The following is a 24237-nucleotide window of genomic DNA, read 5'->3' as shown; positions in this document are numbered from 1 at the left end:
AGTAGATATGTCCGTTATTGTTTAAATAAACTTCTATATCCTCAGCAAACATCTTTTACATCCTCTTCTTCAATAACTCCCTTTTTATTTTCAGCCAATTTCTTCAAGTAATCAACGAATTTATTAATTATTTCCACTGCCATCATCCTTTCAATTCAAATGTCCATTTTGTTCAATAAAATAGAGTACCCGGCATTAGGTACTCTTTTGCGAAAGGAGTATGGAGCTCCAAGTATCATCTCAATTATGATAACTCGTCCCACACTTCATAATATGCTTGTCTCATTAAGTTGTTTACTAGTCCATTGTGTAATTTCTATATAACAAAGAAAATAAGGTATAATCATTTTCTATCTCCAGCATAGCTTCATACATTGGTTTATCATATCCAACGCCTTTTGCATAAACTAAAGATTTAATAAATGCCTTAATGATCCTCTTACTTTCAGGAGATAACTTACTATTGCTTATAAATTCAACTTGTGACCTAACTATCTTTCAATTCTTTATCCAAAAAAGCAATACACGCCTTTTCAACAGATGAATAAAAACCAACTGGCTTGAATCCGTATTTTGGTTCTTCGCCTTCTTTTGTTTTTTTGTACTTCTGATGTTTGCAATCACAAAAAAATGCGGTTTCTCAAATACAAGAAACCGCATTACATCAACATTTAAATTTAAATTTTAAACTGACTCGTATACAGTCCATAATAGAACCCTTGACTTTCAATTAAAGATTCATGATTGCCCCTCTCAATAATTTCTCCATCTTGAATAACCAAAATTTGATCCGCTTTTTCAATTGTTTTTAATCGATGGGCAATTACAAAGCTTGTGCGTCCCTTCATCAAATTGTTTAATCCAGATTGAATTTGGAGTTCTGTTCTTGTATCAATGTTTGATGTTGCTTCATCAAGAACTAAAATATCTGCATCTGCTTGCAATTGCTTTTGCCCCTGACTTAAATTCGATCCTTCTGAAGCAATCTCTGTTTCATATTGATTTGGTAAATGTTTAATAAAGAAATGTGCAGAGGCTGCTTTTGCTGCAGCAATAACTTCTTCATTACTTGCATCTAGCCGTCCATAACGGATATTATCCATAATTGTACCAGCAAAAAGATATGTATCTTGCAAGACGACTCCTATTTTACTTCGTAAGGAGCTAATATCGTAATCTTTTATATCTTTTCCATCAATCTTAATTTGGCCCTTATGAATATCATAAAAGCGTGTTAATAAATTAATGACTGTTGTTTTTCCTGATCCAGTGGGGCCAACAAGTGCAATCGTTTCTCCTGGATGCGCATGTAAGTTTACATCTTTTAAAATTTCTTTTTCTTTCGTATATCCAAATGATACATGTTCGAAAGAAACATTTCCTTTTAGATTCTGAACAACAATTGCATCTTTTTTGTTTTGAATTTCTGGAACTTCATCCATAATTTCAAAAACTCGCTCTCCCCCAGCAACTGCAGCTTGAATTGTATTCATAAGCGTTGCAAACTGACTAAGTGGTCTTGAGAATTGACGAGAATAGTTAATAAAAGCTGCGATGACACCAACTGTTGTCATACCATTTAAAACCATAATAGCACCTGCTAAGATAACAAGTCCCATCCCTAAGTTGTTAATAAAGTTCATACTTGGGAAGATAAACGCTGAAAATGTATCAGCTTTTGTAGCAGAAATTCTAAGTTGTTCATTAATCGCATGAAATTTATTTACTGTTTCTTTTTCTTTTCCGTACAACGTAATAACATCTGCACCTGTAATCGCTTCTTCAATAAAACCGTTCAATTCTCCTAAATCTTTTTGGCGCTTCGCAAAATTTTTACCACTATATGCAACCAATTTTTTTGTTACAAAAAACATGATGGGTACTGTAATGAGTGTCACAATTGCTAAAATCCAATCTAGTGAAAACATTGCAATCGTCACACCAACAAATGTTAAAGCAGACGAAATGATTTGCACGACACTTTGTGTTAACGCTTGGTTTAAACTATCGATATCATTTGTAACGCGACTCATTAAATCTCCCTGTGAACGAACATCAAAGAAACGAAGAGAAAGCGTTTGGATTTTTTCAAAAATATCTTGCCTTATTTTTTGTATCGTTTTTAATGCAACATTAACCATTAAGTATGTTTGCAGCCACGTTAATAATACCGTAACGCCATAAATCCCAATGAGCAGCATACACATTCTTGCTGTCCCATTTAAATCTCTTGGTATGATATATTCATCAATAATAACTCCCATATAATATGGACCTAGTAAACCAAGTAATGTTGTGACAAATACAAGAACAGTAACGAACATAAGAGCTGCTTTTTGATAACCCATATAGTTCCAAATCCTCATTACAGTTCCTTTTGTATCTTTTGGTTTTCCTGATTTGGAATTGCTACGTCCACCTTTATTTCCGAACTGTCCTTGAAAATTACGCATGCTCTTCCCCCCTTTCTTCATGCAAACTACCACCTTGGGAAAGATATATATCTTGATACACTTCACATGTTTCTATTAAATATTCGTGCGTCCCACTTCCAACTAACTCACCATGATCTAAAACTAGAATTTGATCAGCATCTATAACAGATGATATTTTTGAGGCGATTAAAAATGTTGTCGTTTCTGTGTGTTCTTCTTTCAATGCTGTTTGTATAATTCCTTCTGCTTTTGCATCAACTGCAGATGTAGAATCATCTAACACAAGGATAGATGGCTTTCGAACAAGTGCCCTTGCGATAGAAAGACGCTGTTTTTGACCACCAGAAAGGTTCGTTGCGCCTTGCGTTAAGTTATACTGATATGTATTTTCAAGCTTATTAATAAACTCCGTTGCACAAGCTGCCCCTGATGCAGATTCTATTTCACCTTGCGTTGCTTCTTCTTTACCATATCGCATATTTTCTTCAATACTCCCTGAAAACAGCAATGCCTTTTGTGGAACAAATCCGATTGAAGAGCGAAGCACCTGTAAATCGTACTCTTTGACATTGACACCATCAACAAAAATCGCACCTTGATCAACATCATATAAACGTGGAAGTAATTTAACTAAAGTAGATTTCCCACTTCCTGTAGGACCAATAATCCCTATTTTTTCACCTTTTCTTGCGGTAAATGAAATATCTTTTAAAACATATTCATTATTTTTACTGTAACTGTAACTTACATGCTTAAATTCAACATTTCCCTTTACTTCCTCCGGCTGATACACATTTTTTTCATTTTCAATATCAACATTAGTTTCTAGTACTTGTTGCACACGATCAGCGGATGGGAAAGCACGCGCAATTTGAATAAATACCATACTGATGGACATAAGTGACATTAATATCATATTCAAATAGTTAATAAATGCCAAAATCGCTCCAACTTGTAGTGTACCATTAAAAATTTTTACGCCACCTATCCATAAGGTAGCTACAATACCACCATTTACAACGAGCATGATGATCGGCATCATTAATGAAATGATTTGTACTGCACGAATATTAATGCCCGTTAAGTTTTTATTTACTTTTTCAAACTGAGAAATTTCATGATTCTGTCTTACATAAGCCTTTACAACGCGAACACCAGATAGATTTTCTTGTAGTTTTGTATTCACTTTATCTAGCGCTTCTTGTACCCTTCTAAAGGATCCACTTGCATTCCCAGCGATAAAAACAATTGCAACTAAAAGAATAGGGACAACAACAAGTAGAATAGAAAATAGATCTTTTGCTGTAACAAAAACAATAATGATACTGCCTATAAATAATAATGGGCCACGAACAAGAACGCGTAATGTCATCGTCATGGCTGCTTGAATGGATGTAATATCATTTGTAACAATCGTTAGTAATTTTCCAGTCCCAAATGATTCTCGATTTTCACTAGAAAACGTCTCGATTTTTGTAAAAACATCTTTTCTTATATCCGTTGCGAAGTTAACAGCCGCTTTCGTAGAATACCTCATACATCCAAGCCCACCAATTAATCCAAGTGCTGCTGCTCCTATCATAAGAATTCCCATTTTAATTACATAATGAAAATCTTGATTAGCAATTCCAACATCAATAATATGTTGCATAATTGTCGGTTGAATTAAATCCATCGCAACCTCAAGTACCATAAACAGTGGTCCAATAACGGCGAAGAACATGTATGGTTTTAAATACTGTAACAATTTGCGAAATGATTTCATACATTGTCTCCTTTTCTTATGAAATTGTCATTTTATAACTCAAATCCCCCTCCATTCTATTCATCTGGACATTTTCATCACTACTACAATTATGTTCTACAGGTTAATATTTAACATTATTAAATGATAAGTATTAATTATACATTCGTCAATCAAAGTGCCTTAATTTGATGGAAAATAAGACTTTTATCACAAAACTTTATGGACGCTTATTTAACTCTATTTCAAGACAATAACAAAAAGCCGCATTCTTTCATAATAGAATGCGGCTAATTTTAAGTATGTATGCTCAATTGTAAAATCCAAAAATTCTGTTTCAAATCCATTATCTTTTGATGGACTACAAGTATAATTTCTTAAACATTCCATAATTCACTTATCTATCATTTCCTGTAATCCAATCAAAAAGTATCTGTTAATAGTTACTTCTAGATTAAGATTCTATTTAAAATTCAGTCAAAACTGGAAATTTATATCCTTTAAAATCGATCTTTTCACCACCGCGAACCATCAAATGTTTTTTAGATTGAAACTCTTTGTGCGCTACCTCTTCAAGCCCTAACTCATCAGGGTAAAAGTAAAATTCAATCTCTGTAAATGGCTCAGATATTTCAGCACATATATCATCTAAAATCGGAAAGATTTGTGCGAAAATACCAAATAGTTTCAGTACTTGATTTTTCACTTCAAATACAATAAGCGCGTCGAGTTTCTTTGAATAATATAGTTTTTCATTCCATTTCGCATCGTACATATTAAAATAAAAAGAAGACTGATAGTTTAATGTTGAAAATTCCATTGAAAGCTGTTGAGCGTTTTCTATTATTCCCTTTATAAGTTCCATATCTTTTTCATCATAAAAGTTTAATTTTCGAAGTGAAGACGAGCGAGGTAGAGTATTATCATATGATAATGTCATCAGATATTCTTGTACGACTCGAAAACCAAATGGTTCATATAATTCCGGTTTCTCTGTAAATAATATTGCACATTCATACTTTGTATCTATTTCTTGTAATACTTTACAAAACAGCTGCTTCATCAAGCCTTTTCTCCGATATTCTGGATGTGTCATGACAGATTGAATACCAGCTGCATAAATCCGTTCTCCATTTACAAAAATCGGTAGCGAAAACATAGACACATTTGCTATTACTTGACCTTCTTGTAAATATGAAAAAGGTTTGTATGTAGTGTCCCAAAATCCATTGGCCTCAAAATTTTGTAACGTTTGAACAGGAATACGAAACACTTCTTCAAATAATTGAAATAACGGTTCCTTTTTCGATTCCTCCACAAAAAAGTTTTCAGAAAGAATAAGATTCCCCATATTGTTCCTCCATAAGTTCATTCTTATCAATGTAATTGTTTTCTATTGTGTTTAAATCAAGTAAGTCTTCTTACAACTCAACACATCATCACAAAATATACCAAAATAAGTTAAGATTTTCAAGATAACTCCGAATACTAATCCACCTGTTTTTTCCCTTTATGATTCAGACAAGTTCTTTTCAGTAAAACTCTAAGGAATTATTTTTTTAGTATTACAACACTTTTATAATTTTTATATTTAACAGCTAACCGATATATGTCAGATAAAGTGAAACTTTAATCAGTGCGGGTTTTCTTCATCCCCCACTGATTATTAGCCCTCACCAATCGGGCTTTTACGGGCAGTTTATCTCCGACTCAATTCCTGTACTTTCGCTGAATTTTGAGGTGGGGGGTCTTACTGCCCGCGAATAGCGGGATAAAAATTATTTTATCTTACTCTTACATGTATTGTTCAATAATCACCATACTAAGTGGGAACTAATTTCATTTAAAGTGAGGGCTATTTAACCATGAAAAATTATACTACTCCTAAATGTATTATCGTTATTTTTGGTGCGACAGGTGATTTAGCAAAGCGCAAATTATTCCCGTCTCTTTTCAGGCTCTTTCGACAAGGGAAAATCTCTGAAAACTTTGCCGTTGTTGGTGTGGCAAGAAGACCATTATCTACTGAAGAATTTCGTGAAAATGTTAAACAATCTATTCACAATTTACAAGAAGAAAACATGACTCATGATACATTCGCTTCCCGTTTTTATTATCATCCTTTTGATGTAACGAATTTATCTTCTTATCAGGAGCTAAAAAGTTTATTAATCACTCTAGATGGAAGGTATTTTACCGAAGGGAATCGTATGTTTTATTTAGCAATGGCCCCTGATTTTTTCGGCACAATTGCCACGAATTTAAAATCAGAAGGATTAACTTCAACAGAAGGTTGGATTCGTTTAGTGATTGAAAAGCCATTTGGACATGATTATGAATCAGCACAAGCATTAAATGATCAAATTCGCCATGCCTTCACAGAAGATGAAATTTATCGTATTGACCACTATTTAGGTAAAGAAATGGTTCAAAACATTAAAGTCATTCGATTTGCGAATGCAATTTTCGAACCCCTTTGGAATAATCAATATATAGCTAACATCCAAATTACTTCAAGTGAAACTTTAGGAGTAGAAGAGCGAGGCCGCTATTACGAAGATTCAGGTGCACTACGTGATATGGTCCAAAATCATATGTTACAAATGGTGGCACTCCTTGCAATGGAACCACCAATAAAGCTAACCGCAAATGAAATCCGAAGTGAAAAAGTCAAAGTACTACGTGCTTTACAGCCACTTTCAGAAGAAACAGTAGAACATAATTTTGTACGAGGACAGTATGGACCAGGTATGATAGACGAGGAAAAAGTAATTAGCTACCGTGAAGAGAACGCAGTAGATTCAGAATCGAACACAGAAACATTCGTTTCTGGTAAATTAATGATTGAAGATTTCAGGTGGTCAGGAGTTCCTTTCTATATTCGAACTGGGAAACGTATGCAAGAAAAATCAACTGAAATTGTCATACAATTTAAAGACTTACCAATGAATCTATATTTTAATAAGGAAAAAAAAGTTCATCCTAATTTATTGGTCATTCATATTCAACCGGAAGAAGGAATTACCCTCCATTTAAATGCGCAAAAAACCGATAGCGGTACTACTTCGACACCCATCCAATTAAGTTATTGTAATAACTGTATGGACAAAATGAATACACCTGAAGCATATCAGGTTCTTCTATACGATTGTATGCGTGGTGATTCAACTAACTTTACACATTGGGACGAAGTATGTCTTTCTTGGAAATTCGTTGATACAATCTCGAGTGTTTGGCGTAATAAACCGGCGAAACATTTTCCTAACTATGAGTCTGGGTCAATGGGCCCTAAAGAATCTGATGCTTTATTAGAAAGAGATCGCTTCCATTGGTGGCCAACGATAACCTCTCATTTGAAAGGAGAAAGTTACAATGAAAATATATGATATTACAGCACCTATATTTGAAGGGATGACTGTTTACAAAAATAAGCCTGAAAAACAACCACAATTTTCAAGAACAACAAATGCGCATGTCACGGAGTCACGTATTACATTAGACGTCCATACAGGTACACATATTGATGCACCATTACATATGATTAACGAAGGAGCAACCTTTGAAAGTATTCCATTAGAAAAATTAGTGGGACCTGTTAAAGTTTTTGATTTAACAACTGTTGAAGATGGAATTACAATAACTGATTTACAACACCTCGATATTCAAGAGAATGACTTTATCTTATTTAAAACTCGTAATTCTTTTGAAGACGAGTTTAATTATGAATTTATTTTTTTAAAAGAAGACGGTGCCCATTATCTAGCGAAGCGAAACATTAGAGGAGTTGGTATTGATGCTCTCGGGGTGGAACGTAGCCAACCAGGACACCCAACTCATAAGGCATTATTCGATGCAAATATTATCGTCATTGAAGGATTACGTTTAAAAAACGTGCCGGCAGATCAGTATTTTATGGTAGCTGCACCATTAAAACTAGTTGGAACTGATGCCTCTCCAGCACGTGTTCTTCTTTTTAAAGATATATAAATAACAAACAACCCCGTTCTTTTAAGAACGAGGTTGTTTTTATGTAGAAAACGTTTTTCAATTACATTAAGATAACGACTCATTTTTTGTCACTTTTTTCTACCGCATGTCCGCCAAATTCGTTACGGAGTGCTGCAACAACTTTACCTGTAAATGTATCATTTTCTAATGAACGATACCTCATTAATAAGGACAGGGCAATAACAGGTGTCGCTGTTTGTAAATCAAGAGCCGTTTCAACTGTCCATTTTCCTTCTCCTGAAGAATGCATGATTCCTCTAATGTCATCTAACTTTGCATCCTTTGAAAATGCGCGTTCCGTTAAATCCATGAGCCATGAACGAATAACTGAACCATTATTCCATACTCTTGCTACTTTTTCATAGTCATAATCAAACTCGCTTTTCTCTAACACTTCAAATCCCTCACCAATAGCAGCCATCATACCATATTCAATCCCATTATGAACCATCTTTAAAAAATGACCACTTCCTGCTTTTCCTGCATATAAATATCCATTTTCTACAGCTGTATCTCGAAATACAGTCTCAACAGTTTCCCACGCTTCCGGATCTCCTCCAATCATATAACAAGCACCATTACGAGCACCTTCTGTTCCACCAGACGTTCCTGCATCCATAAAATGCACACCAGCTTTTTTAAACTCATCATAACGACGAATGGATTCCTTATAATAGGAATTACCCGCTTCAATCACAATATCTCCTTGACTTAAAAGCGGTGTAATTTCATTAATAACAGTATCAACAACAGCATGTGGCACCATAATCCATAGAATTCTTGGTTTTTCGAGAGATTGAATAAGTTCAGATAGACTAGATGTACCTATAGCTCCATATTCTTTTATTTCTTTTATAGCATCTGTATTTACATCATACGCCACTACTTCATGATTCTTATCAATTAAATTTTGACCTAAATTTAATCCCATTTTCCCTAGACCGATTAACCCTATTTTCATTTTTAACTCCTCCTAAAAATACCTAAGTGAGATTCGCTAATCCTTTGTTTATCTTTCTTCATTTGAACAATCAATATTTATCCAAATTTTTTCACTACGGATATATTTTGCACGAATCAGCTCTGGTAGATGCATAGGAGTCACTTAATATTTATACTTTAACATTACAGTTCCTACCCCGTTATTCACTAATCCCTTCTAATCTCTCCTTCGTACTTCCTTCTTCTCCTTTCAAACGTTTTTCAAATGTTTTTCTCCAACTTGCTGAAAGGGCCTCTACTCCTAAAATCCTTCGTACTCCCTCAAAGTTACGTTTTTCTTTATGCATTATATGGTTTGCAAAAGCGATTGAAATCCCTTTACGATCAGACTCAAGTTGCGTAAGAGAATCTGTTGGTGATACCCACCCCTCTTTTAGAACACGAAAATAAAATCCCGTATACCCTGTGTTTTGGAAGTAGAGTGGTAATTGCGGTATATCATACTTTTTTGCTAATTTAAAACAAGGTTGCCTTGGTTGACTTACTTGTACCACCGCTTCGCCAATTTGAAATATATCACCTATACAAACATCTTCCTCAAGCATGTCTTGTACTGTCATATTCTCTCCAAAAGCACCGTATACAAGCTTTCGATTCAATTCCTTTTCCCAATACGGATAATGGTTATAGGAATAAACACAAACTGCTTTATCTATTCCTCCATGATGGACTAAATCAGCTTGCCCATCTCCGTTAAATTTTAGTGATGATAAAAAAACAGGCTCACTTACCCGTGATTTATTAATACCCGTTTGAATTAATTTCCCACCATATGACACTTCTTTGGGCATACCTACATTAAGAGACCTCAAGTCATACGACCTTGGCATCATTCCCCACTCCTTTTACTATTTTGACAAAGCGCTTCAAAAGCTTGATTTATTATCTCAAACCCCTTATCAATTTCTTCATTCGAAATTACAAGTGGTGGTAAAAATCGAAGAACATTATCATGTATACCCGCCCCAATGCTTATAAGCCCATTTTTCCAAAACTCCTTAATTAACTGCGCTGTTAATTCTTTTGCGGGTTCTTTCGTTACATGATCGGTCACTAGCTCCATTGCACCAATTCCACCCACAAAATCAATAAAGTTATTTCCATCTACATCTGTTATCATTGCTTCTTTTGCCGATTGTACGTACAAAGGTATTAAATTATATACCCCCCTATTGGTACAGCTTGTTGATATCTCTTATGAAGTTCTTGAGAATAATTACCTGGTAATGTATTAGATTTTAATGCTTGTATCATGTCATCACCTCATCTATTTTTTACAATGATTACTTTGCTGTTCTACTAATGTGAGTATAATTTCAAGATGATCATTGTTCAATTCAATTATTTATATGATAATGATAGGTAAAACCTATCATTAGAGGTGATTCCCATCGAGTTAAGACAATTAGAATACTTTGTAGCTGTTTCAAACGAATTACATTTTACAAAAGCAGCTGAAAAATTAAACATTTCACAACCTTCACTGAGTCAACAGATTCGTGCACTTGAACATGAAATTGGTATGCCTCTTTTTGATCGAATTGGCAAAAAAATCTCTTTAACAGAAGCGGGAAGAATTTTGCTTTCACATAGTAAAAAAATCTTTCACGAAGTAGAACAAGCGCATGCTGCAATTCAAGATTTAAACGGGCTTCAGCAAGGAAAGTTAACCATTGGTGCTCTATTGACGACCGTAAACTACTTATTACCACCAGCCATTTTGAATTTTAATGAGTTATATCCCAATATTGAACTTTCCGTATTAGGTCTTCGTACTGGGGAAATTCGTGAAAAATTGTTACAAAACGAATTAGATATTGGCATTACATTTCTTCCTGTTCAAGACAAAGAAATCATATCTATTCCGCTTTATCAAAATGAACTTACTTTAGTAGTGCCAACTAATCACGAATTAACACAACACACTACTGTAACGATGGGAGTGTTACAGAAATATCCTATTATCCTTCTTCCCAAAAATTTCTTTTTAACACAGCTTATTCGTTCGCATTGTCAAAACTTTAACTTTACACCAAAACCAATTTTAGAAATAAGTACAATGGAATCATTAATTCACATGGTGTCAAAAGGAATGGGAATTACAGTGTTGCCTAAACCATATATAGACTTTCTACAGAGTAACTCTATTCAAGCTATTAAAATCAAAAATCCTACTGCAACAATAGAAATTGGAATTATTTATAGAAAGGATAAATATATGTGTGCCGCTACACGAATGTTTATTGAGCAGTTACAAAAGATTGTAGCTTCTTTTCAAAAAATAGAAATTTAAATATAAACTAGGTGAAACAACAAAGGTAAAGTAAACAAAGAAAAAGAGTTGATTGTCTCTGCTGAAGGATACCAACTCTTTTTGGAGTTTCATTCATTTCTCACCTATAACGTATACATTCTTTTTCCTTCCCATTTTTATGCCAATTTGATTTTTCGTAGTTGTAGCCTTCTCTTGAACAAGAAAATATATGCTCGGAAGGACGAGTAAACTAGCAATTGCACAAATTATTCCTAAGACAAAGAACGGTAAACCTTTACTCAAAGCAAACGATGCAACACTTGAAGCAATCGTCATTCCGATATACATTGCAGAACTATTTAATGCCATAACTGTCCCTCGTATAGCTGGATTTAATTCTGAAATCAAGGCAGTGAGTGAAGCCTGACCAAACCCAATACATATACTCCAGATCATATGTGCGGTAATCGCATATTTTACATTTCCAATATATACAGAAAATAAAATCACACTTATAGAAGCAAATATACTTGCGATTGAAACCACAACTTTCTTACCTATTTTATCCGCCAATTTCCCACCAGCTACATTACCAATTACACTTCCTAAACCAGCAAAGAAAATAACAATTCCAATCTGTCCAATTGTAAACCCAAAATTTCTTCCATAATACACACCTATGTATGAGAACATACCATGTAGTCCTACAGTCCATAAAAACGTTGCTAATAACGCAAAGAAAACAGAGAAATTTGTAAATACGATTTTACAAGATCCAATCATTGCTTTGGGTGCAGAAATTGATAACTGGTTTTTCGAAATCTCTTTTTGTAACAATCGACTTGTCATTAACGTAACAAGCAAAGCCAGTAATCCAATAATATAAAATGTCCATTGCCAGTTTCCTACCTCAGATAAAAACGCACCGATAGGGACACCTAATACCGTCGATCCAACCATTGCTCCCATAATCATCCCCATCGCTTTTCCTCGTGACTGGTACGGTACTTTATCTCCTACTAATGCAAATACACTTGGCATGATCATAGCTCCGGATAAACCAGTCAGTCCACGAAACAATAAGAGTATTTCAAAATGATTCGTAAGCCCGGTACAAAATGTAGCGGCTGAAAAAATGATAAGACCTGTGACAATCATTTGCTTTCTCCCCACCTTATCAGACAATGGTCCAAAAAATGGAGCTGTTATCCCATAGCATAGTGCGTACGCTGTAATTAAAAGCCCTCCCTTTTCAGCAGGCATTCCTATTGTCTGTGAAATCGCAGGCAATAATGGTGAAACAATTAAAGAATCTAAACCGATAAAAAACGCGATAACTGCTAAAATACGTAACATTGATTTTACTTGCAACTTGTATTCCCCTCTTTTTACTTCATATATGAAATAATTATTTAAATTCCTCCTCACACCTCCGATTTTATATACGTTATTTTATTTCATATATGTATTATTTATATAAAGAAAAATGTAACAGAATGTTACACTTTTCTTATATATCACAATTAAACTATACAATGCTTCCATTTTAATAATAATTCTTGTAGCTTCTGTTCTTCTTCATCAGTAAAACAGCCACAATTTTCTTCTAAAAAACCTGCATATTTTACATCGACTTTTTCCCTAGCTATTTCTCCCTTTTCAGTTAAATACACAAGTGTTTCACGTTGATCATTTGGATTTTTCTCTGTCGCAACGTAACCATCTCGTTTCATCCTTTGGATCATCGTTGTCATATTACTTGGAACACACCCCATATTTTCAATTAGCTTAGACATAGAAACCTTTCCAGACTTCGTAAGTACTTGTATCACACCAAATTGAACATAACTTATATCGTGCTCTTCTATCGCTTTATCCAAATTTCTTTGCAGTTGATGATAGACATCTCGAATATTTCCATATAATTCTCTTTTTTTCATATCCATTCGAAAAAGCCTTCCTTTTTTATTTCATATATGAATCTTATTCCCATTTATTTCATATGTCAAATAAAGCGAATATGCAGCGGAACTTTTATATTTCGCTACGTATTTATCCTTATCTATCAAATTTTCAAAACTATTTTTTAACTTGTTCACCACCTGCTATTAACATGCTTCCTGAGAATGTCTCCTTTTGCATGAAGACTTTATTAATCAACTCTTTCTGCTCATTTTGTGACATTACACCCTTACCTTCGCCAAGATTACCGCTTTGTAATTTCCAAATCGTATTATGATCCGCATCAACTTTCTCGTATTTCCCTTGTTTCCATCTTTCTAAAATATCTATATATGTATTTTTATGATTCATATCACTACTCTTAACAATCCCCAATAAACTTTCAATTCGTTCTTGCGTTATAAAAATATAACCCCACTTTTGATCCGCTTTTACTTTTTGATGTGCCATTTCATGTAATGCGATTTGTAATTTTTCATCAGTCCACTTAAAGCCTTTATTAAAGTCACTATTTGGCAACGAATAATTACCATTATCTAGCGGTTTTGCATTCTCTGCTTTTACTTTACTATCAGCTAACACTTCCACTGCCGGAGCCGCAGTTGGTGTTTTTTTAGCGGTTGGTTTACTATGATTGAGATAATATAAAATTCCGTAAGTAAGTGCCACACCGATTACTACCATTCCAGCAATTATCCCTAGTATTTTTAATAGTGTTTTCATTGTACATATTTCCTCCCCCCAACATTCTATCACTCATTTTTTCCTACCTATTGCGTTTTTCAAAAATAACTTGTTATAAATTATTCTTTAAAAATGCTTTTTCTTAAAAATTCTCCATCCATTCTCTCCCCAAAAATAACATTTGATCAAAATCTTTCATAGGTTTCCTTTTATTGTATTTCTATTCAGTTTCATATTGCAAGATTATTCTGTAAAAGGATTATGATTTTCTAAAATTCATATAAGAATTTTTCCACACTCCATCTCTGCTCGGCAAAATACGGTTAGCTTTATCCAGACTATACCCTTTGAAATCAGTTGAATTAAGAAAGCATTTTATTTTAAGTCATTTAAATTTGTGCTAGATTAGTACGTAAAGAAGATGACTGAAATGAGTTTATTACATAAAGGTATAACATTCCTTCATTTTGACGGAAACGTATGAATTACAAAATAAACTTCATTCTTATCCACATGAAGATATTGATTTTAGGCATCTAGAACACTCAAATTTATATTGTAAAAAATATCCTGTATCATATCAAAGAACAGTTGCATAATAAAAAAATCAAATATACTAATCTTAGGAACCTTCTATCAAACATTTAAACGTTATAGTCATACTCATTACTTTTCACATTATGGACGATGTTGTTCTAATCACAATATAACTATCCCCCATAAATTACCCAATATTATGTTGTTTCAATTTTCTTCCCCACAATTGTCTCCATAATACAATGCAGGCAACAGCAAGCATAATTGTTGTGATTACACTTCCTTCAATCCCAAAAGTTCCTCCATGTAACGATTTCGGACCGCTTGTTGTTGATTTAAACAGAGGTGTAGAGTATATTGTTGTACCACTTACCGCAAAACCATATATATTATATTGAGCCCAGTTCCATATAGAATGCCAAGCACATATACCCCAAAGACTATTTTCCTTTAATACATAAAACGCTGCGAATACACCAACTAATATGATATTTGATATAGAAAGAACTGTAATGCCTGGATTCAGTAGATGGAGAAATCCAAATAGTAATGAGGTAACAGCAACTCCAATCCATACCCGACTTCTAACTGAAATAACTGGAAATAACCAACCACGTACAACAATTTCTTCTGTGGCACCTTGTACTAAAAATGCTATTAAAGAACCTACCATTCCCAATATGACTGTACTTGAAATCTGTTGTATATGTAAGGTAACAGAACCACTTAAAACTAAAATTAAAACGGGTATTGTTATAAATGTAAGCCCAATGAATGCTCCGCGTAAGTATTTTTTTAAAGCTTTATCTTTCCAAAAACCAATTGATGAAAATGGACGTTTTTCCACAAAACGAACCCATAAAAATACAAATAAAATTGCTCCGCCAAATGTTAATAACATCCTTAAGTTATCATAAATCCCTTTCATCAATGTCGTTTCTGCTTTTGGTAAAAACAACATAAATAGCATGAATAACTCACCAAGTGTTAAAAATACAATCGATAATATTACTGCTAAAATTGGGTGTACTTTTTTTCGACCTTCCTTTGCTGCTTCAATTGTTTTAAATCGACTATTATTCAAAACTACTCCTCCCTTCCCTTCTATAACTTACAAATACTTCCTATTTTACACTAAATTTATTATTTTTTATACTTTTATATCCCCATTTAAAATTCATATCCATAAATTTAAAAATACAACAAGGAATGCCACTCGTAATCATTTGGAGTATTTTCACATATTTTCGAACCAGGAATAATACATAAAAGTGAATATTTTTAATCTTGTTAATAAAAAACTTAGATACATGAAATACAATCAAATCCCTATACCAATAGCATTATTGAAGCACTCGCTCTTAAAAATATCCTGTTTCCTTCCAACACTTGCTATTTCTCACCATTTGTTGTAAGATAGGTCTTAAGGTCAAATTTATAAAAGCTTAACTTTACATATTATCAAGCATCTATTAAGAATAATAAGTATTCCTAATGGTTTTTTGATAATATGTGAATTTTTATTTTCGTTGAAATAAGACGGATCATATTGTAATTTATTTTTCTTATTTTTAGGAGGCATTTACCATGACATTAACAGGTAAAGTAAAATGGTTTAACAGCGAAAAAGGTTTCGGTTTCATCGAAGTTGAAGACGGTAGCGATGTATTCGTTCACTTCTCAGCTATCACTGGCGAAGGTTTCAAATCTCTTGACGAAGGTCAAGAAGTTAGCTTCGAAGTTGAAGAAGGCAACCGCGGACCTCAAGCTAAAAACGTTGTAAAGCTATAATTTAAACAATAAAAAGGTTGTTACCATCGCACGGTTAACAACCTTTTTAATATATAATTAAAATTTTTACATAAAAGGAGTGGTCACATGTATCGCAATCGAAAGAACGATGTAGCAGAAGTACCACCAGAACAAACCCCTGTTTGGGAATGTGAATCAGAGGATTGTTTAGGATGGATGAGAAAGAACTTTTCATTTGAAGAAGAGCCAAAATGCCCTTTATGTAAAAGTAGCATGAAAAGCGGAGAACGTTTATTACCTAAATTAGGTTAATTTCTTCATTCCCCTCTTATCTTTTGATAAGAGGGGTTCGTTATTTTTCATTACTATCTAATTATAAAAGAAAAACCATGCGTACTATATCTCATGGTTCTTTTCTATATCTGTTCGTATAATAGAATATATATATACATCTCGTTGTTGATCTCCTTGATGAATATACCCTCTTAATAGTCCTTCTTTCTGAAATCCTATTTTGGACAACATCTTACAAGATGCTACATTTTCAGGATATGTAATTGCACCGATTCTGAATATCCCTAGCTCCTGAAAACTATAGGTAATGATTTTTTGCACAGCTTCCGTTGCATAGCCTTTTCTCCAGTAAGAAGGATGTAAATCATAACCAATCTCAGAACGTTTACTCCAAAGTTGTAAATTATTTAATCCAATCGTACCAATTAAAATACCTGTTTCCTTCAATACAATTCCCCATCGAATTGCACGTTTTTCAAAAAAATTTTTTGAAAAAGATTCAATCATACGCGAAGCCTGACCAAATTCTGTAAAGGAATTCATTCCATAATAGCGCGTTACTTCTTCAAGCGAAAAAATTTCATATATTTTTTGACAATAAGATTGATCAATTTCAACTAAACGTAACCGTTCTGTTTCTAAAACAGGAAATGCCATTGAAATCCTCCTAATGTTTTTCTTTTTACTGATTTATTATATCAGAAAAATCTTCTCCAATCGGAAGTTTCATCATAAATAAAAGCCTGTTTTCTAAATAGATGAAACAGGCTTCCCCCATGGTTTTCTTAATTTATTCGGTTTATACACAATATTTAATTCGTTTTAAATCTAACCGAATTAATACTCTAAATTATTATCTTTCAAGTATTTCTAACACTTACCGGAAAAGAAATTCAAAACCAAAATCTGATGTTTACTGATTTAATAGTAACTGCAATCATTATGATTACCATAATCGGATTCCTACTATTATTCGGAACACGGAAAATGGAATTAACAAATAAAAATAAGGATTAATGTTTCTTTAAAAATGAACTATATATATTTGTTTCTCGAAAGCTTCCCCATATCCAATATCAATTGGATATTTATGTTAAAATATTAGTGAACTATACATCACGTTATTATTCAACGCAGAGATAAGAGTTGTATTAACGGAGGTGACCGAAAATCATGTATATTTTTATAGGCATTGCCCTCTTGTTCATTTCACTTGTTTTTTTATTCGCACAGCGATTCGCACCAAACTCGGCGATGATGACAAGTTTCAAAGGAAACAGCTTGAAAAAATTTATAATTGGGCTTGTAATCGCCTCGGTATTATCACTTTCATATGGATTTTATCACGCAGCCACTTATCAACCTTCCTTGCTAGACATTAAACTAAACAATACACAATATATCGTTTCAGGTGATATTGGTGAATTTGGTTATTTCTCAGAACAAATAATCAAAAAAGAAAAAGAAACCGAACTTTATTTCGCTTCTTGGAAAACACTGAGTTTAGAAAAACCTCAAATTATCATAAACTACCCTTCTGGTAAAACAGAAACTTGGAAACCGAATATTTCCCTAATAAAAAATACATCCACAAAAGAAATAAAAGAAAAATATAACATAAAAGAGGTTTATCAACTCTCCCCTTATTCATTTAAAGAAGCTGGTAACGTCACATTAACAATTACAGAAAATAAAACGAAACGTGCAGAAACCCTAATCAAAATTAAAGAATAAACGATAGATACAATTTTTAGTAAAAAACAGACGAAATCCCACTCTTATACTAGAGAGGGATTTCGTCAAAAATATAAAGGTTACGTTATTCAAAGTGATTATTCAATACTTCAATAATCTTCTCTGCCGTTTTCTTTCCATTTCCTATACAAGCCCCAATGCCTACACCATAGTATGAAGCCCCCGCTAGATACATATTTGGAAAAACATCTAATAATTTCTCATTTAAAGATTGAACTGCATGGTTATGTTCTAAATGATAATTTGGCATTAAATCTTTCCAGTCCGTAACTTCAACAATTTGCGGTTCTCCCTGAATTCTAAGGCTTTTCTCAATATCAGATAAGGCAACTTGAATCAATTCTTCCTTACTTTTATGTTTCATTTTTTCATAAGCAGGATTCGAACTTTTATAAAACAATCTCACCAATAAATTTTGTTTATCTGATGTATGCTTCCATTTCCTGCTTGTCCACGTGCATGCATCACAAAGTAAATCACTATTTTCTGAAACAATGAAACCAGTTCCATCTACCGGTAATTGTTCATCAGCTATTTCAAACCCTAAATAAATGCTAATTAACGAAGAATTTTTTAGTTTATTGAAATCATCATCTAATTCATTAGAACTTAATAATGTTTGTGCAACATCATGTGGAGTAGCTATAACAACGTAATCCGCTTTTATTGTCTCTTGATTTGAAAAAGAAACTTCATATCCATCATCAACTCTATTTACCTTCGTCGTTGTTACTCCTTTTCGTATATCTGTCTCAGCTAATTCCTCTTCTAAACGATTAATAATCGTAGAAAGTCCATTTTTAAATGATAAAAACTTCTTATTCCCAGCAGCCTGAAATTGTTTTTTATTTACTTCAAAACCTTTTATAATACTGCCGTATGTATTTTTGTAATCAAGTAAATATGGTAGTGTAGAAGCCATTGTAAGCTCATTCAATTTACCAGAATACACTCCTGAAAGAACGGGGGAAATCTGTTTTTCAACCAACTCTTTTCCTAAAAAACTTTCTAAAAATACAGCGAGTGATGTATCTTTCGTAAAATCTTTATTCTTTGTAATAAAGTCTTTCAGCGCAATGATTTTCCCTTTCGTTGAAACTAACGTACTACTAAATAACGACTCTACACTCATCGGTATACCAAATACTGTGTCAGCAGGAATCGGATGTAACGTATCATTTGAGTAAATATAAGAAATACCTGTTTCGTTATATACCATTTCATCTTCTAATTTCAGTTCTTTTACAAATGGCATAACATTTTCATTTCGTGCAACGATTGAATCGGCTCCTGTTTCCAGGATGAAATCTTTTTCTTTCACACTGTGAATTTTCCCGCCCAAATATTCATTCTGTTCTACAAGGATTAATTCCAAATCTATATCGTAATCCTTTTTTAATCTTTCTAAATGATACATAGTAGAAAGTCCTGTAATACCGCCACCTATGACAACAACTGTTTTCATACCTGCTACGCTCCTAACCGATACTATAAATAAATTCCTTTATTATTATACCCAAAAATGAGCTTTCTCGACTAGCAACTTTCAAAGTTCTTGAAAAGGTATACAATGTATGTGAATACATTTCAGATTGATCATTATACACTAAATGATTAAGCCAAAGGAAACATAGCAATATGAATCTCCGAATTTAGTTATTTAAAAGATATAGCAGCTGAAGACTCATCCTCCGAACTCCCTCCAGCAATACATAATGCAGGCACTTAAAGATTAGAAACATCACTAGTTTCACAAAAAGGATAACGATTCGTTTCATTCCATAATTGAATGAAAGTTCTCCCAGCACTATTCTCATGAATTTCATTCATATACGAAACTACTTCTTCATTTTCAAACATTTTTTATGATGCACAGCTTCTTGTTATAAGGTTTCTTCTCAATTCTATGGTTGAACTGAAAAAAACATCAACAAAAGTTAATAATTTCATTTTACTTGGTGGTCTTTTCATAAACAAAAATATCGCTAATCTATTTACTTTCTTTCATTAAATTATTTAAATAAAACATACTTCATATTACAGTAGTGTTTATAACATGATGAGATTCTAAAATGAGGTTCGTAACGCTTAATGATGTTAGAAGATATATTTAAATAAGGAAATAATTATACTTTTTAATATTTACAGCTAATAAACTAACCAACTATCACTTAATCATTATTTCTGTATAAAGTGACCGCTCTTTATTTTAATAACATAAAATAATTTATTAACTTGTCTAATTCCTGGCTCATTTCAAGTACTTTTTGGTGTTGAAATCCATAATTTGAAACAAGTGCAAAAAGTTCTTCTTTTTTCACTTCAATGATATGTTCTAATTTTCTCAGCTCCATGTTTTATTTACTCGCTCCAATTTGAAAATATATGTACTCTAGTATAGACTACTTACATAATAAGTAAAAGTGTTATGTTTATGTAAATCTTACATCTTTAAGAAAAAGCTACTCCCCATTACAAGAAAAAGAATGCTTTACAAAAAAAGCATTCTTTTTCTTGTAATTTTTAATTATGTACAATTAAACCATTGGGCCGAAGACGACTCATCATAATTTCATCAGTGAACTTACCATGAGCTTTTAGATTCCCCCTTTTTATACCTTCTTCCCTAAATCCAAATTTTTCATATAGTACTTTTGCACCAGGGTTTATTTCCAAAACACCAAGTTCTACTCTCTCTAGCATTAACCAATTATCTGTAAGATCCAGCATTTTCGTCATCAAACCTTTCCCAATGCCTTTATTATGATATTCACTATCTACACCGATAAATAAATCTCCCGAATGTGACCTTCGTCCTTGCCCTTGCGTTAAACCAATAAACCCAACGACTTTTCCATCATACTCAGCAACAAATTCAAATTGATTCGGCGCTAGATTTCGAATCCTATTTTCCATCGCATCCACTCGCATACTAGGCAAGAAAACCATATATGGTAAAACATCATTTTGTATGCATATACGATGAATTGCTCTAGCATCTTGTATTTCTACTGCACGAATCGTAACCTCCATCACTTTACCTCCTTTTCAACTAATACATTAAAGGTTCTTTATTTCTATACAAGAATCCTACTTGCATTTATCTTTAAATCTCCTAATTCATCTGTTTGCATAACAATATTCTTAAAACTTTTGTATAGAAAATATAAAATTTCCTTTTTTTATTTCCTGAATTGTCATATAATAACGGAATGATTTTTATTTTTCTAAAAACTATAGTTTGGAGGTTTTCATATGACTACACTCGGTATTATCCGGCATGGCAGCACACATTGGAATAAAGAAGGTAGAGCACAAGGAAATTCAAATATTCCACTTGATCAAGCTGGATTATCTGAAGCTTATAAACTTGCAGAACGTTTAGCTACAGAGAAGTGGGATGTAATCTACTCTAGCGATTTATTAAGAGCGAAACAAACTGCTGAGGCAATAGAAAAAAACATTGAAAATATACAAATCCATTTAGAGCCTAGACTTCGCGAAGTAAGCGGTGGACAAATTGAAGGAACAACCGAAGACGAACGAATTTCGAAGTGGGGAGATAATTGGAGAGAGCTTGATTTAGGAATCGAAAGTGCTGATAGCGTTAAAGCAAGAGCTATACCTTTTATTGAAGAAATTACATATAAATATCCTAACAAAAACATCTTAATCGTTAGTCATGGCTCATTCATTAAGCAGCTTCTCAAAGAATTAGTACCTCATTTGAGCATGATAGAATCTCCTAAAAATACATCAATAACTAAAATTATAAAAATAGAGAACGGATGGGATCCAGAATTATATAATTGCACGGTACATTTAGATTAAATGTTTAAAATTCTAACAAAAAAGAAGCTCTTAGTAGCAAGTCTTCTTTTTTGTTTTATAGTTTCCTACAAATATGAGATATTCGCTATTATATAGTGCTTAAATCTTTTCCCATAATAACATAAGGAACATCATCTTTCTGTATTAGTACGATATTCACCACAAATCCCCTCCTAATAAAAAAATCATAGCAGTTACTGTGTTTATAAAAAAATTAAAGAATATTGAAATAAAATATTCTATCTATAATTTCTTTCTTATTATTAATACAAAAACGTTCACGTGTAGCTTTAAAGTAAAGTTTGATTAAATTAACGGTTTTAACCTTGATATAAAAGCAAATATGAAGAGCATGTTTTGAAATACTATGTAATATTTATCGAATTTACCCAATTCTAAGATAACCACCCTTAGTTTAACAGTAGCTTTTTTCAGCAAACGGATGCATTAGTGAATAGAATATATGGAGCAAATACTCTCTATAATTGATATACATAGTATTTAAATATTTTCTTTCTATTGGAGGGATTTCCTAATGGTTGATAATATTCAACAACTTATTCAAGAGCATAGACAATTTTCCCATAATGATTATACAAAAAGTCTTCAATTCCGCCTTAAACAGTTAGAAAAATTAAAAATTTCTATTCAACAATATGAAAATCAAGTGCTGAGCGCATTATATCAAGATTTACACAAAAGCGAGTTTGAAGCTTATGCTGCAGAAATTGGTTTCACATTAAACAGTATCAACTTTATAATGAAATACCTAAAACAGTGGATGAAACCACAAAAAGTAAAAACACCTATTCACTTTTTACCTTCCAAAAGCTACATAATAAAAGAGCCATATGGTACAGTGCTAATTATTGGACCTTTTAATTATCCATTCCAATCATTAATTGAACCTCTTATTGGGGCAATTGCGGCAGGAAACTGTGTAGTTCTCAAACCTTCAGAAAATGCACCAAATGTTTCAACTGTAATTAACAAAATAATAAGTGAAACGTTTGATAAGCAATATATTCGTGTAATTGAAGGAGACAGAGAAACAACTTCTTTATTAATTCATGCACCATTTGACTATATCTTTTTTACTGGTAGCGTTCAAGTTGGAAAAATTGTCATGGAAGCCGCGGCAAAAAATCTTGTACCAGTAACATTAGAACTTGGTGGAAAAGGACCAGCTATTGTCGATGAAACAGCTAACCTCGATATAGCAGCCAAACGTATTATCTGGGGAAAATTCATAAACGCTGGGCAATCCTGTATTGCACCCGATTATGTTATTGCACACAAATCTGTTAAGGTAAAACTAATTTCGAAGATGAAAGAAATAATCACCCGCTTTTATGGATCGGATGTATCAAAAAGCAATGATTATGGTCGAATTGTCAATGAGAGACAATTTGATAGACTTATTTCTATATTAGAAAAAGACCAAAATCATATAATATTTGGTGGAAATTCATCTAGAAGTCATTTATATATTGAACCAACACTTCTTGAAGTAAAATCATGGGATGATGCAGCTATGAAAGAAGAAATTTTCGGACCAATTTTACCAATTATGGAGTACAACGATTTAGATGGGGTCATTCACATGGTTAACAACCATCCTAAACCGTTAGCCTTGTATGTGTTTACTGAAAATAAAAATGTTGAAAAACAGGTATTAGGACGAATTTCTTTTGGAGGAGGATGCGTCAATGATACAATGTCACATATGGCTAATCTCCACTTACCCTTTGGTGGAGTAGGAAATGCAGGGTTCGGTTCCTATCATGGCAAACATAGTTTTGATACTTTTACACATCGTAAAAGCATTTTAAAGAAAAGCTCAAGGATAGATTTAGGGTTTGTATTTCCACCGTATAGGAACAAAATTAAAATTTTGCGAAAGATTTTTAAGTAATAAGAAAGAAACTGTTTGCTGAACATAGGGTATGGCAATCAAAAGTAAAATAGGGGGTTAACTA

At 33.0% G+C, this 24237-nt stretch carries 21 protein-coding genes and 2 pseudogenes; 9 read left to right on the top strand and 14 right to left on the bottom strand.

Annotated features, from left to right (window positions below):
• Positions 1–677: 677 nt before the first annotated feature.
• The 3 genes from C564_RS0123230 to C564_RS0123215 all read right to left on the bottom strand — a co-directional run bounded on the left by C564_RS0123230 (position 678) and on the right by C564_RS0123215 (position 5530).
• A complete protein-coding gene (locus tag C564_RS0123230; RefSeq protein ID WP_018767026.1) occupies positions 678–2453 on the bottom strand; it encodes an ABC transporter ATP-binding protein in 1776 nt (591 codons plus the stop codon).
• Entirely contained in the window at positions 2446–4200 is a 1755-nt protein-coding gene (locus tag C564_RS0123225; protein WP_018767025.1) for an ABC transporter ATP-binding protein, read from the bottom strand. Before C564_RS0123225 ends, C564_RS0123230 begins: the two co-directional genes overlap by 8 nt.
• Positions 4201–4645: 445 nt before the next feature.
• Positions 4646–5530, bottom strand: coding sequence for a GNAT family N-acetyltransferase (locus tag C564_RS0123215; RefSeq protein ID WP_018767023.1), 885 nt, complete (start codon positions 5528–5530; stop codon positions 4646–4648).
• A gap of 514 nt (positions 5531–6044) precedes the next feature.
• Between C564_RS0123215 and zwf the strand changes: the two genes are divergently transcribed.
• Positions 6045–7565: a glucose-6-phosphate dehydrogenase gene (zwf, locus tag C564_RS0123210; protein WP_018767022.1), complete on the top strand. Its 1521-nt coding sequence runs from the start codon at positions 6045–6047 to the stop codon at positions 7563–7565.
• A complete protein-coding gene (locus C564_RS0123205) occupies positions 7552–8166 on the top strand; it encodes a cyclase family protein (RefSeq protein ID WP_018767021.1) in 615 nt (204 codons plus the stop codon). The genes zwf and C564_RS0123205 overlap by 14 nt, the downstream gene beginning before the upstream one ends.
• A gap of 79 nt (positions 8167–8245) precedes the next feature.
• Here C564_RS0123205 and gnd read toward each other — a convergent pair whose 3' ends face one another.
• The 3 genes and pseudogenes from gnd to C564_RS0123190 form a co-directional block, all read right to left on the bottom strand.
• The gene (gnd, locus tag C564_RS0123200; protein ID WP_006094880.1) at positions 8246–9148 is read right to left on the bottom strand and encodes a phosphogluconate dehydrogenase (NAD(+)-dependent, decarboxylating); all 903 of its coding nucleotides are present in this window, start codon (positions 9146–9148) and stop codon (positions 8246–8248) included.
• 181 nt (positions 9149–9329) lie between these two features.
• The gene (locus C564_RS0123195; RefSeq protein WP_018767020.1) at positions 9330–10019 is read right to left on the bottom strand and encodes an MOSC domain-containing protein; all 690 of its coding nucleotides are present in this window, start codon (positions 10017–10019) and stop codon (positions 9330–9332) included.
• Positions 10019–10309 (bottom strand): annotated as a pseudogene (locus C564_RS0123190) (aminotransferase class III-fold pyridoxal phosphate-dependent enzyme); the annotation flags it as partial. The gene C564_RS0123195 and the pseudogene C564_RS0123190, both read right to left, overlap by 1 nt.
• Before the next feature lie 261 nt (positions 10310–10570).
• Here C564_RS0123190 and C564_RS0123180 point away from each other — a divergent pair.
• Positions 10571–11482, top strand: a complete 912-nt coding sequence (locus tag C564_RS0123180) for a LysR family transcriptional regulator (protein ID WP_006094882.1) — start codon at positions 10571–10573, stop codon at positions 11480–11482.
• A 93-nt stretch (positions 11483–11575) separates the two neighbouring features.
• Here the strand turns inward: C564_RS0123180 and C564_RS32510 are convergent, their stop codons facing one another.
• The 3 genes from C564_RS32510 to C564_RS0123165 form a co-directional block, all read right to left on the bottom strand.
• Positions 11576–12814 (bottom strand): MFS transporter, encoded by a 1239-nt coding sequence (locus C564_RS32510; RefSeq protein ID WP_018767018.1) that lies wholly within the window; start codon positions 12812–12814, stop codon positions 11576–11578.
• 152 nt (positions 12815–12966) lie between these two features.
• Positions 12967–13389: a MarR family winged helix-turn-helix transcriptional regulator gene (locus C564_RS0123170; RefSeq protein ID WP_006094884.1), complete on the bottom strand. Its 423-nt coding sequence runs from the start codon at positions 13387–13389 to the stop codon at positions 12967–12969.
• Positions 13390–13522: 133 nt separating this feature from the next.
• Positions 13523–14128, bottom strand: coding sequence for a PRK06770 family protein (locus C564_RS0123165; RefSeq protein WP_006094885.1), 606 nt, complete (start codon positions 14126–14128; stop codon positions 13523–13525).
• A gap of 391 nt (positions 14129–14519) precedes the next feature.
• Here C564_RS0123165 and C564_RS38490 point away from each other — a divergent pair.
• A pseudogene (locus tag C564_RS38490) lies at positions 14520–14701 on the top strand (arginase family protein); the annotation flags it as partial.
• 112 nt (positions 14702–14813) lie between these two features.
• On the opposite strand, the gene C564_RS0123160 reads toward C564_RS38490, so the two are convergent.
• Positions 14814–15710, bottom strand: coding sequence for a CPBP family intramembrane glutamic endopeptidase (locus C564_RS0123160; RefSeq protein WP_006094887.1), 897 nt, complete (start codon positions 15708–15710; stop codon positions 14814–14816).
• Positions 15711–16213: 503 nt separating this feature from the next.
• On the opposite strand from C564_RS0123160, the gene cspD reads away from it, so the two are divergent.
• Both cspD and C564_RS0123150 read left to right on the top strand, forming a co-directional pair.
• Entirely contained in the window at positions 16214–16417 is a 204-nt protein-coding gene (gene cspD, locus C564_RS0123155; protein WP_003203959.1) for a cold-shock protein CspD, read from the top strand.
• A gap of 87 nt (positions 16418–16504) precedes the next feature.
• Positions 16505–16690 (top strand): cold-shock protein, encoded by a 186-nt coding sequence (locus tag C564_RS0123150; protein ID WP_000286203.1) that lies wholly within the window; start codon positions 16505–16507, stop codon positions 16688–16690.
• Positions 16691–16774: 84 nt separating this feature from the next.
• On the opposite strand, the gene C564_RS0123145 is transcribed toward C564_RS0123150, so the two are convergent.
• Positions 16775–17329, bottom strand: a complete 555-nt coding sequence (locus C564_RS0123145; RefSeq protein WP_006094891.1) for a GNAT family N-acetyltransferase — start codon at positions 17327–17329, stop codon at positions 16775–16777.
• Positions 17330–17845: 516 nt separating this feature from the next.
• Between C564_RS0123145 and C564_RS0123140 the strand changes: the two genes are divergently transcribed.
• Positions 17846–18406, top strand: a complete 561-nt coding sequence (locus C564_RS0123140; RefSeq protein WP_006094892.1) for a hypothetical protein — start codon at positions 17846–17848, stop codon at positions 18404–18406.
• A gap of 85 nt (positions 18407–18491) precedes the next feature.
• Here C564_RS0123140 and C564_RS0123135 read toward each other — a convergent pair whose 3' ends face one another.
• The 3 genes from C564_RS0123135 to C564_RS0123120 all read right to left on the bottom strand — a co-directional run bounded on the left by C564_RS0123135 (position 18492) and on the right by C564_RS0123120 (position 21460).
• Complete coding sequence (locus C564_RS0123135) at positions 18492–19892, bottom strand: protoporphyrinogen oxidase (RefSeq protein ID WP_018767017.1); 1401 nt, start codon at positions 19890–19892, stop codon at positions 18492–18494.
• 739 nt (positions 19893–20631) lie between these two features.
• On the bottom strand, positions 20632–20781 hold the full coding sequence (locus C564_RS0123125; RefSeq protein WP_003203953.1) for an aspartyl-phosphate phosphatase Spo0E family protein: 150 nt from the start codon (positions 20779–20781) through the stop codon (positions 20632–20634).
• A gap of 169 nt (positions 20782–20950) precedes the next feature.
• Positions 20951–21460, bottom strand: a complete 510-nt coding sequence (locus tag C564_RS0123120; RefSeq protein ID WP_018767016.1) for a GNAT family N-acetyltransferase — start codon at positions 21458–21460, stop codon at positions 20951–20953.
• Positions 21461–21682: 222 nt separating this feature from the next.
• On the opposite strand from C564_RS0123120, the gene C564_RS0123115 reads away from it, so the two are divergent.
• Positions 21683–22258 carry a histidine phosphatase family protein gene (locus C564_RS0123115; protein ID WP_006097532.1) on the top strand — a complete coding sequence of 192 codons (576 nt, stop codon included), beginning with the start codon at positions 21683–21685 and terminating at the stop codon, positions 22256–22258.
• A gap of 535 nt (positions 22259–22793) precedes the next feature.
• Complete coding sequence (locus C564_RS0123110) at positions 22794–24173, top strand: aldehyde dehydrogenase (protein WP_006097531.1); 1380 nt, start codon at positions 22794–22796, stop codon at positions 24171–24173.
• The last annotated feature ends 64 nt before the right edge of the window (positions 24174–24237 follow it).

Origin of the sequence: Bacillus sp. 105MF (assembly GCF_000374885.1) — a bacterium.
GTDB lineage: Bacteria > Bacillota > Bacilli > Bacillales > Bacillaceae_G > Bacillus_A > Bacillus_A pseudomycoides.
Note: the sequence above shows the minus strand (reverse complement) of the source record. Positions and strands in the feature narration are given on the sequence as shown.

Excerpts from the sequence above, each read along its gene's own strand:
- C564_RS0123225 (WP_018767025.1), bottom strand. The coding sequence starts at position 4,200 with ATGAAATCATTTCGCAAATTGTTACAGTATTTAAAACCATACATGTTC.
- C564_RS0123140 (WP_006094892.1), top strand. The coding sequence starts at position 17,846 with ATGTATATTTTTATAGGCATTGCCCTCTTGTTCATTTCACTTGTTTTT.
- C564_RS0123125 (WP_003203953.1), bottom strand. The coding sequence starts at position 20,781 with ATGGAGCTGAGAAAATTAGAACATATCATTGAAGTGAAAAAAGAAGAA.
- C564_RS0123120 (WP_018767016.1), bottom strand. The coding sequence starts at position 21,460 with ATGGAGGTTACGATTCGTGCAGTAGAAATACAAGATGCTAGAGCAATT.
- C564_RS0123170 (WP_006094884.1), bottom strand. The coding sequence starts at position 13,389 with ATGGATATGAAAAAAAGAGAATTATATGGAAATATTCGAGATGTCTAT.
- C564_RS0123195 (WP_018767020.1), bottom strand. The coding sequence starts at position 10,019 with ATGCCAAGGTCGTATGACTTGAGGTCTCTTAATGTAGGTATGCCCAAA.
- C564_RS0123230 (WP_018767026.1), bottom strand. The coding sequence starts at position 2,453 with ATGCGTAATTTTCAAGGACAGTTCGGAAATAAAGGTGGACGTAGCAAT.
- C564_RS0123145 (WP_006094891.1), bottom strand. The coding sequence starts at position 17,329 with ATGGCATTTCCTGTTTTAGAAACAGAACGGTTACGTTTAGTTGAAATT.
- C564_RS0123165 (WP_006094885.1), bottom strand. The coding sequence starts at position 14,128 with ATGAAAACACTATTAAAAATACTAGGGATAATTGCTGGAATGGTAGTA.
- zwf (WP_018767022.1), top strand. The coding sequence starts at position 6,045 with ATGAAAAATTATACTACTCCTAAATGTATTATCGTTATTTTTGGTGCG.
- C564_RS0123150 (WP_000286203.1), top strand. The coding sequence starts at position 16,505 with ATGTATCGCAATCGAAAGAACGATGTAGCAGAAGTACCACCAGAACAA.
- C564_RS0123215 (WP_018767023.1), bottom strand. The coding sequence starts at position 5,530 with ATGGGGAATCTTATTCTTTCTGAAAACTTTTTTGTGGAGGAATCGAAA.
- cspD (WP_003203959.1), top strand. The coding sequence starts at position 16,214 with ATGACATTAACAGGTAAAGTAAAATGGTTTAACAGCGAAAAAGGTTTC.
- C564_RS0123115 (WP_006097532.1), top strand. The coding sequence starts at position 21,683 with ATGACTACACTCGGTATTATCCGGCATGGCAGCACACATTGGAATAAA.
- C564_RS0123110 (WP_006097531.1), top strand. The coding sequence starts at position 22,794 with ATGGTTGATAATATTCAACAACTTATTCAAGAGCATAGACAATTTTCC.
- C564_RS0123135 (WP_018767017.1), bottom strand. The coding sequence starts at position 19,892 with ATGAAAACAGTTGTTGTCATAGGTGGCGGTATTACAGGACTTTCTACT.
- gnd (WP_006094880.1), bottom strand. The coding sequence starts at position 9,148 with ATGAAAATAGGGTTAATCGGTCTAGGGAAAATGGGATTAAATTTAGGT.
- C564_RS0123205 (WP_018767021.1), top strand. The coding sequence starts at position 7,552 with ATGAAAATATATGATATTACAGCACCTATATTTGAAGGGATGACTGTT.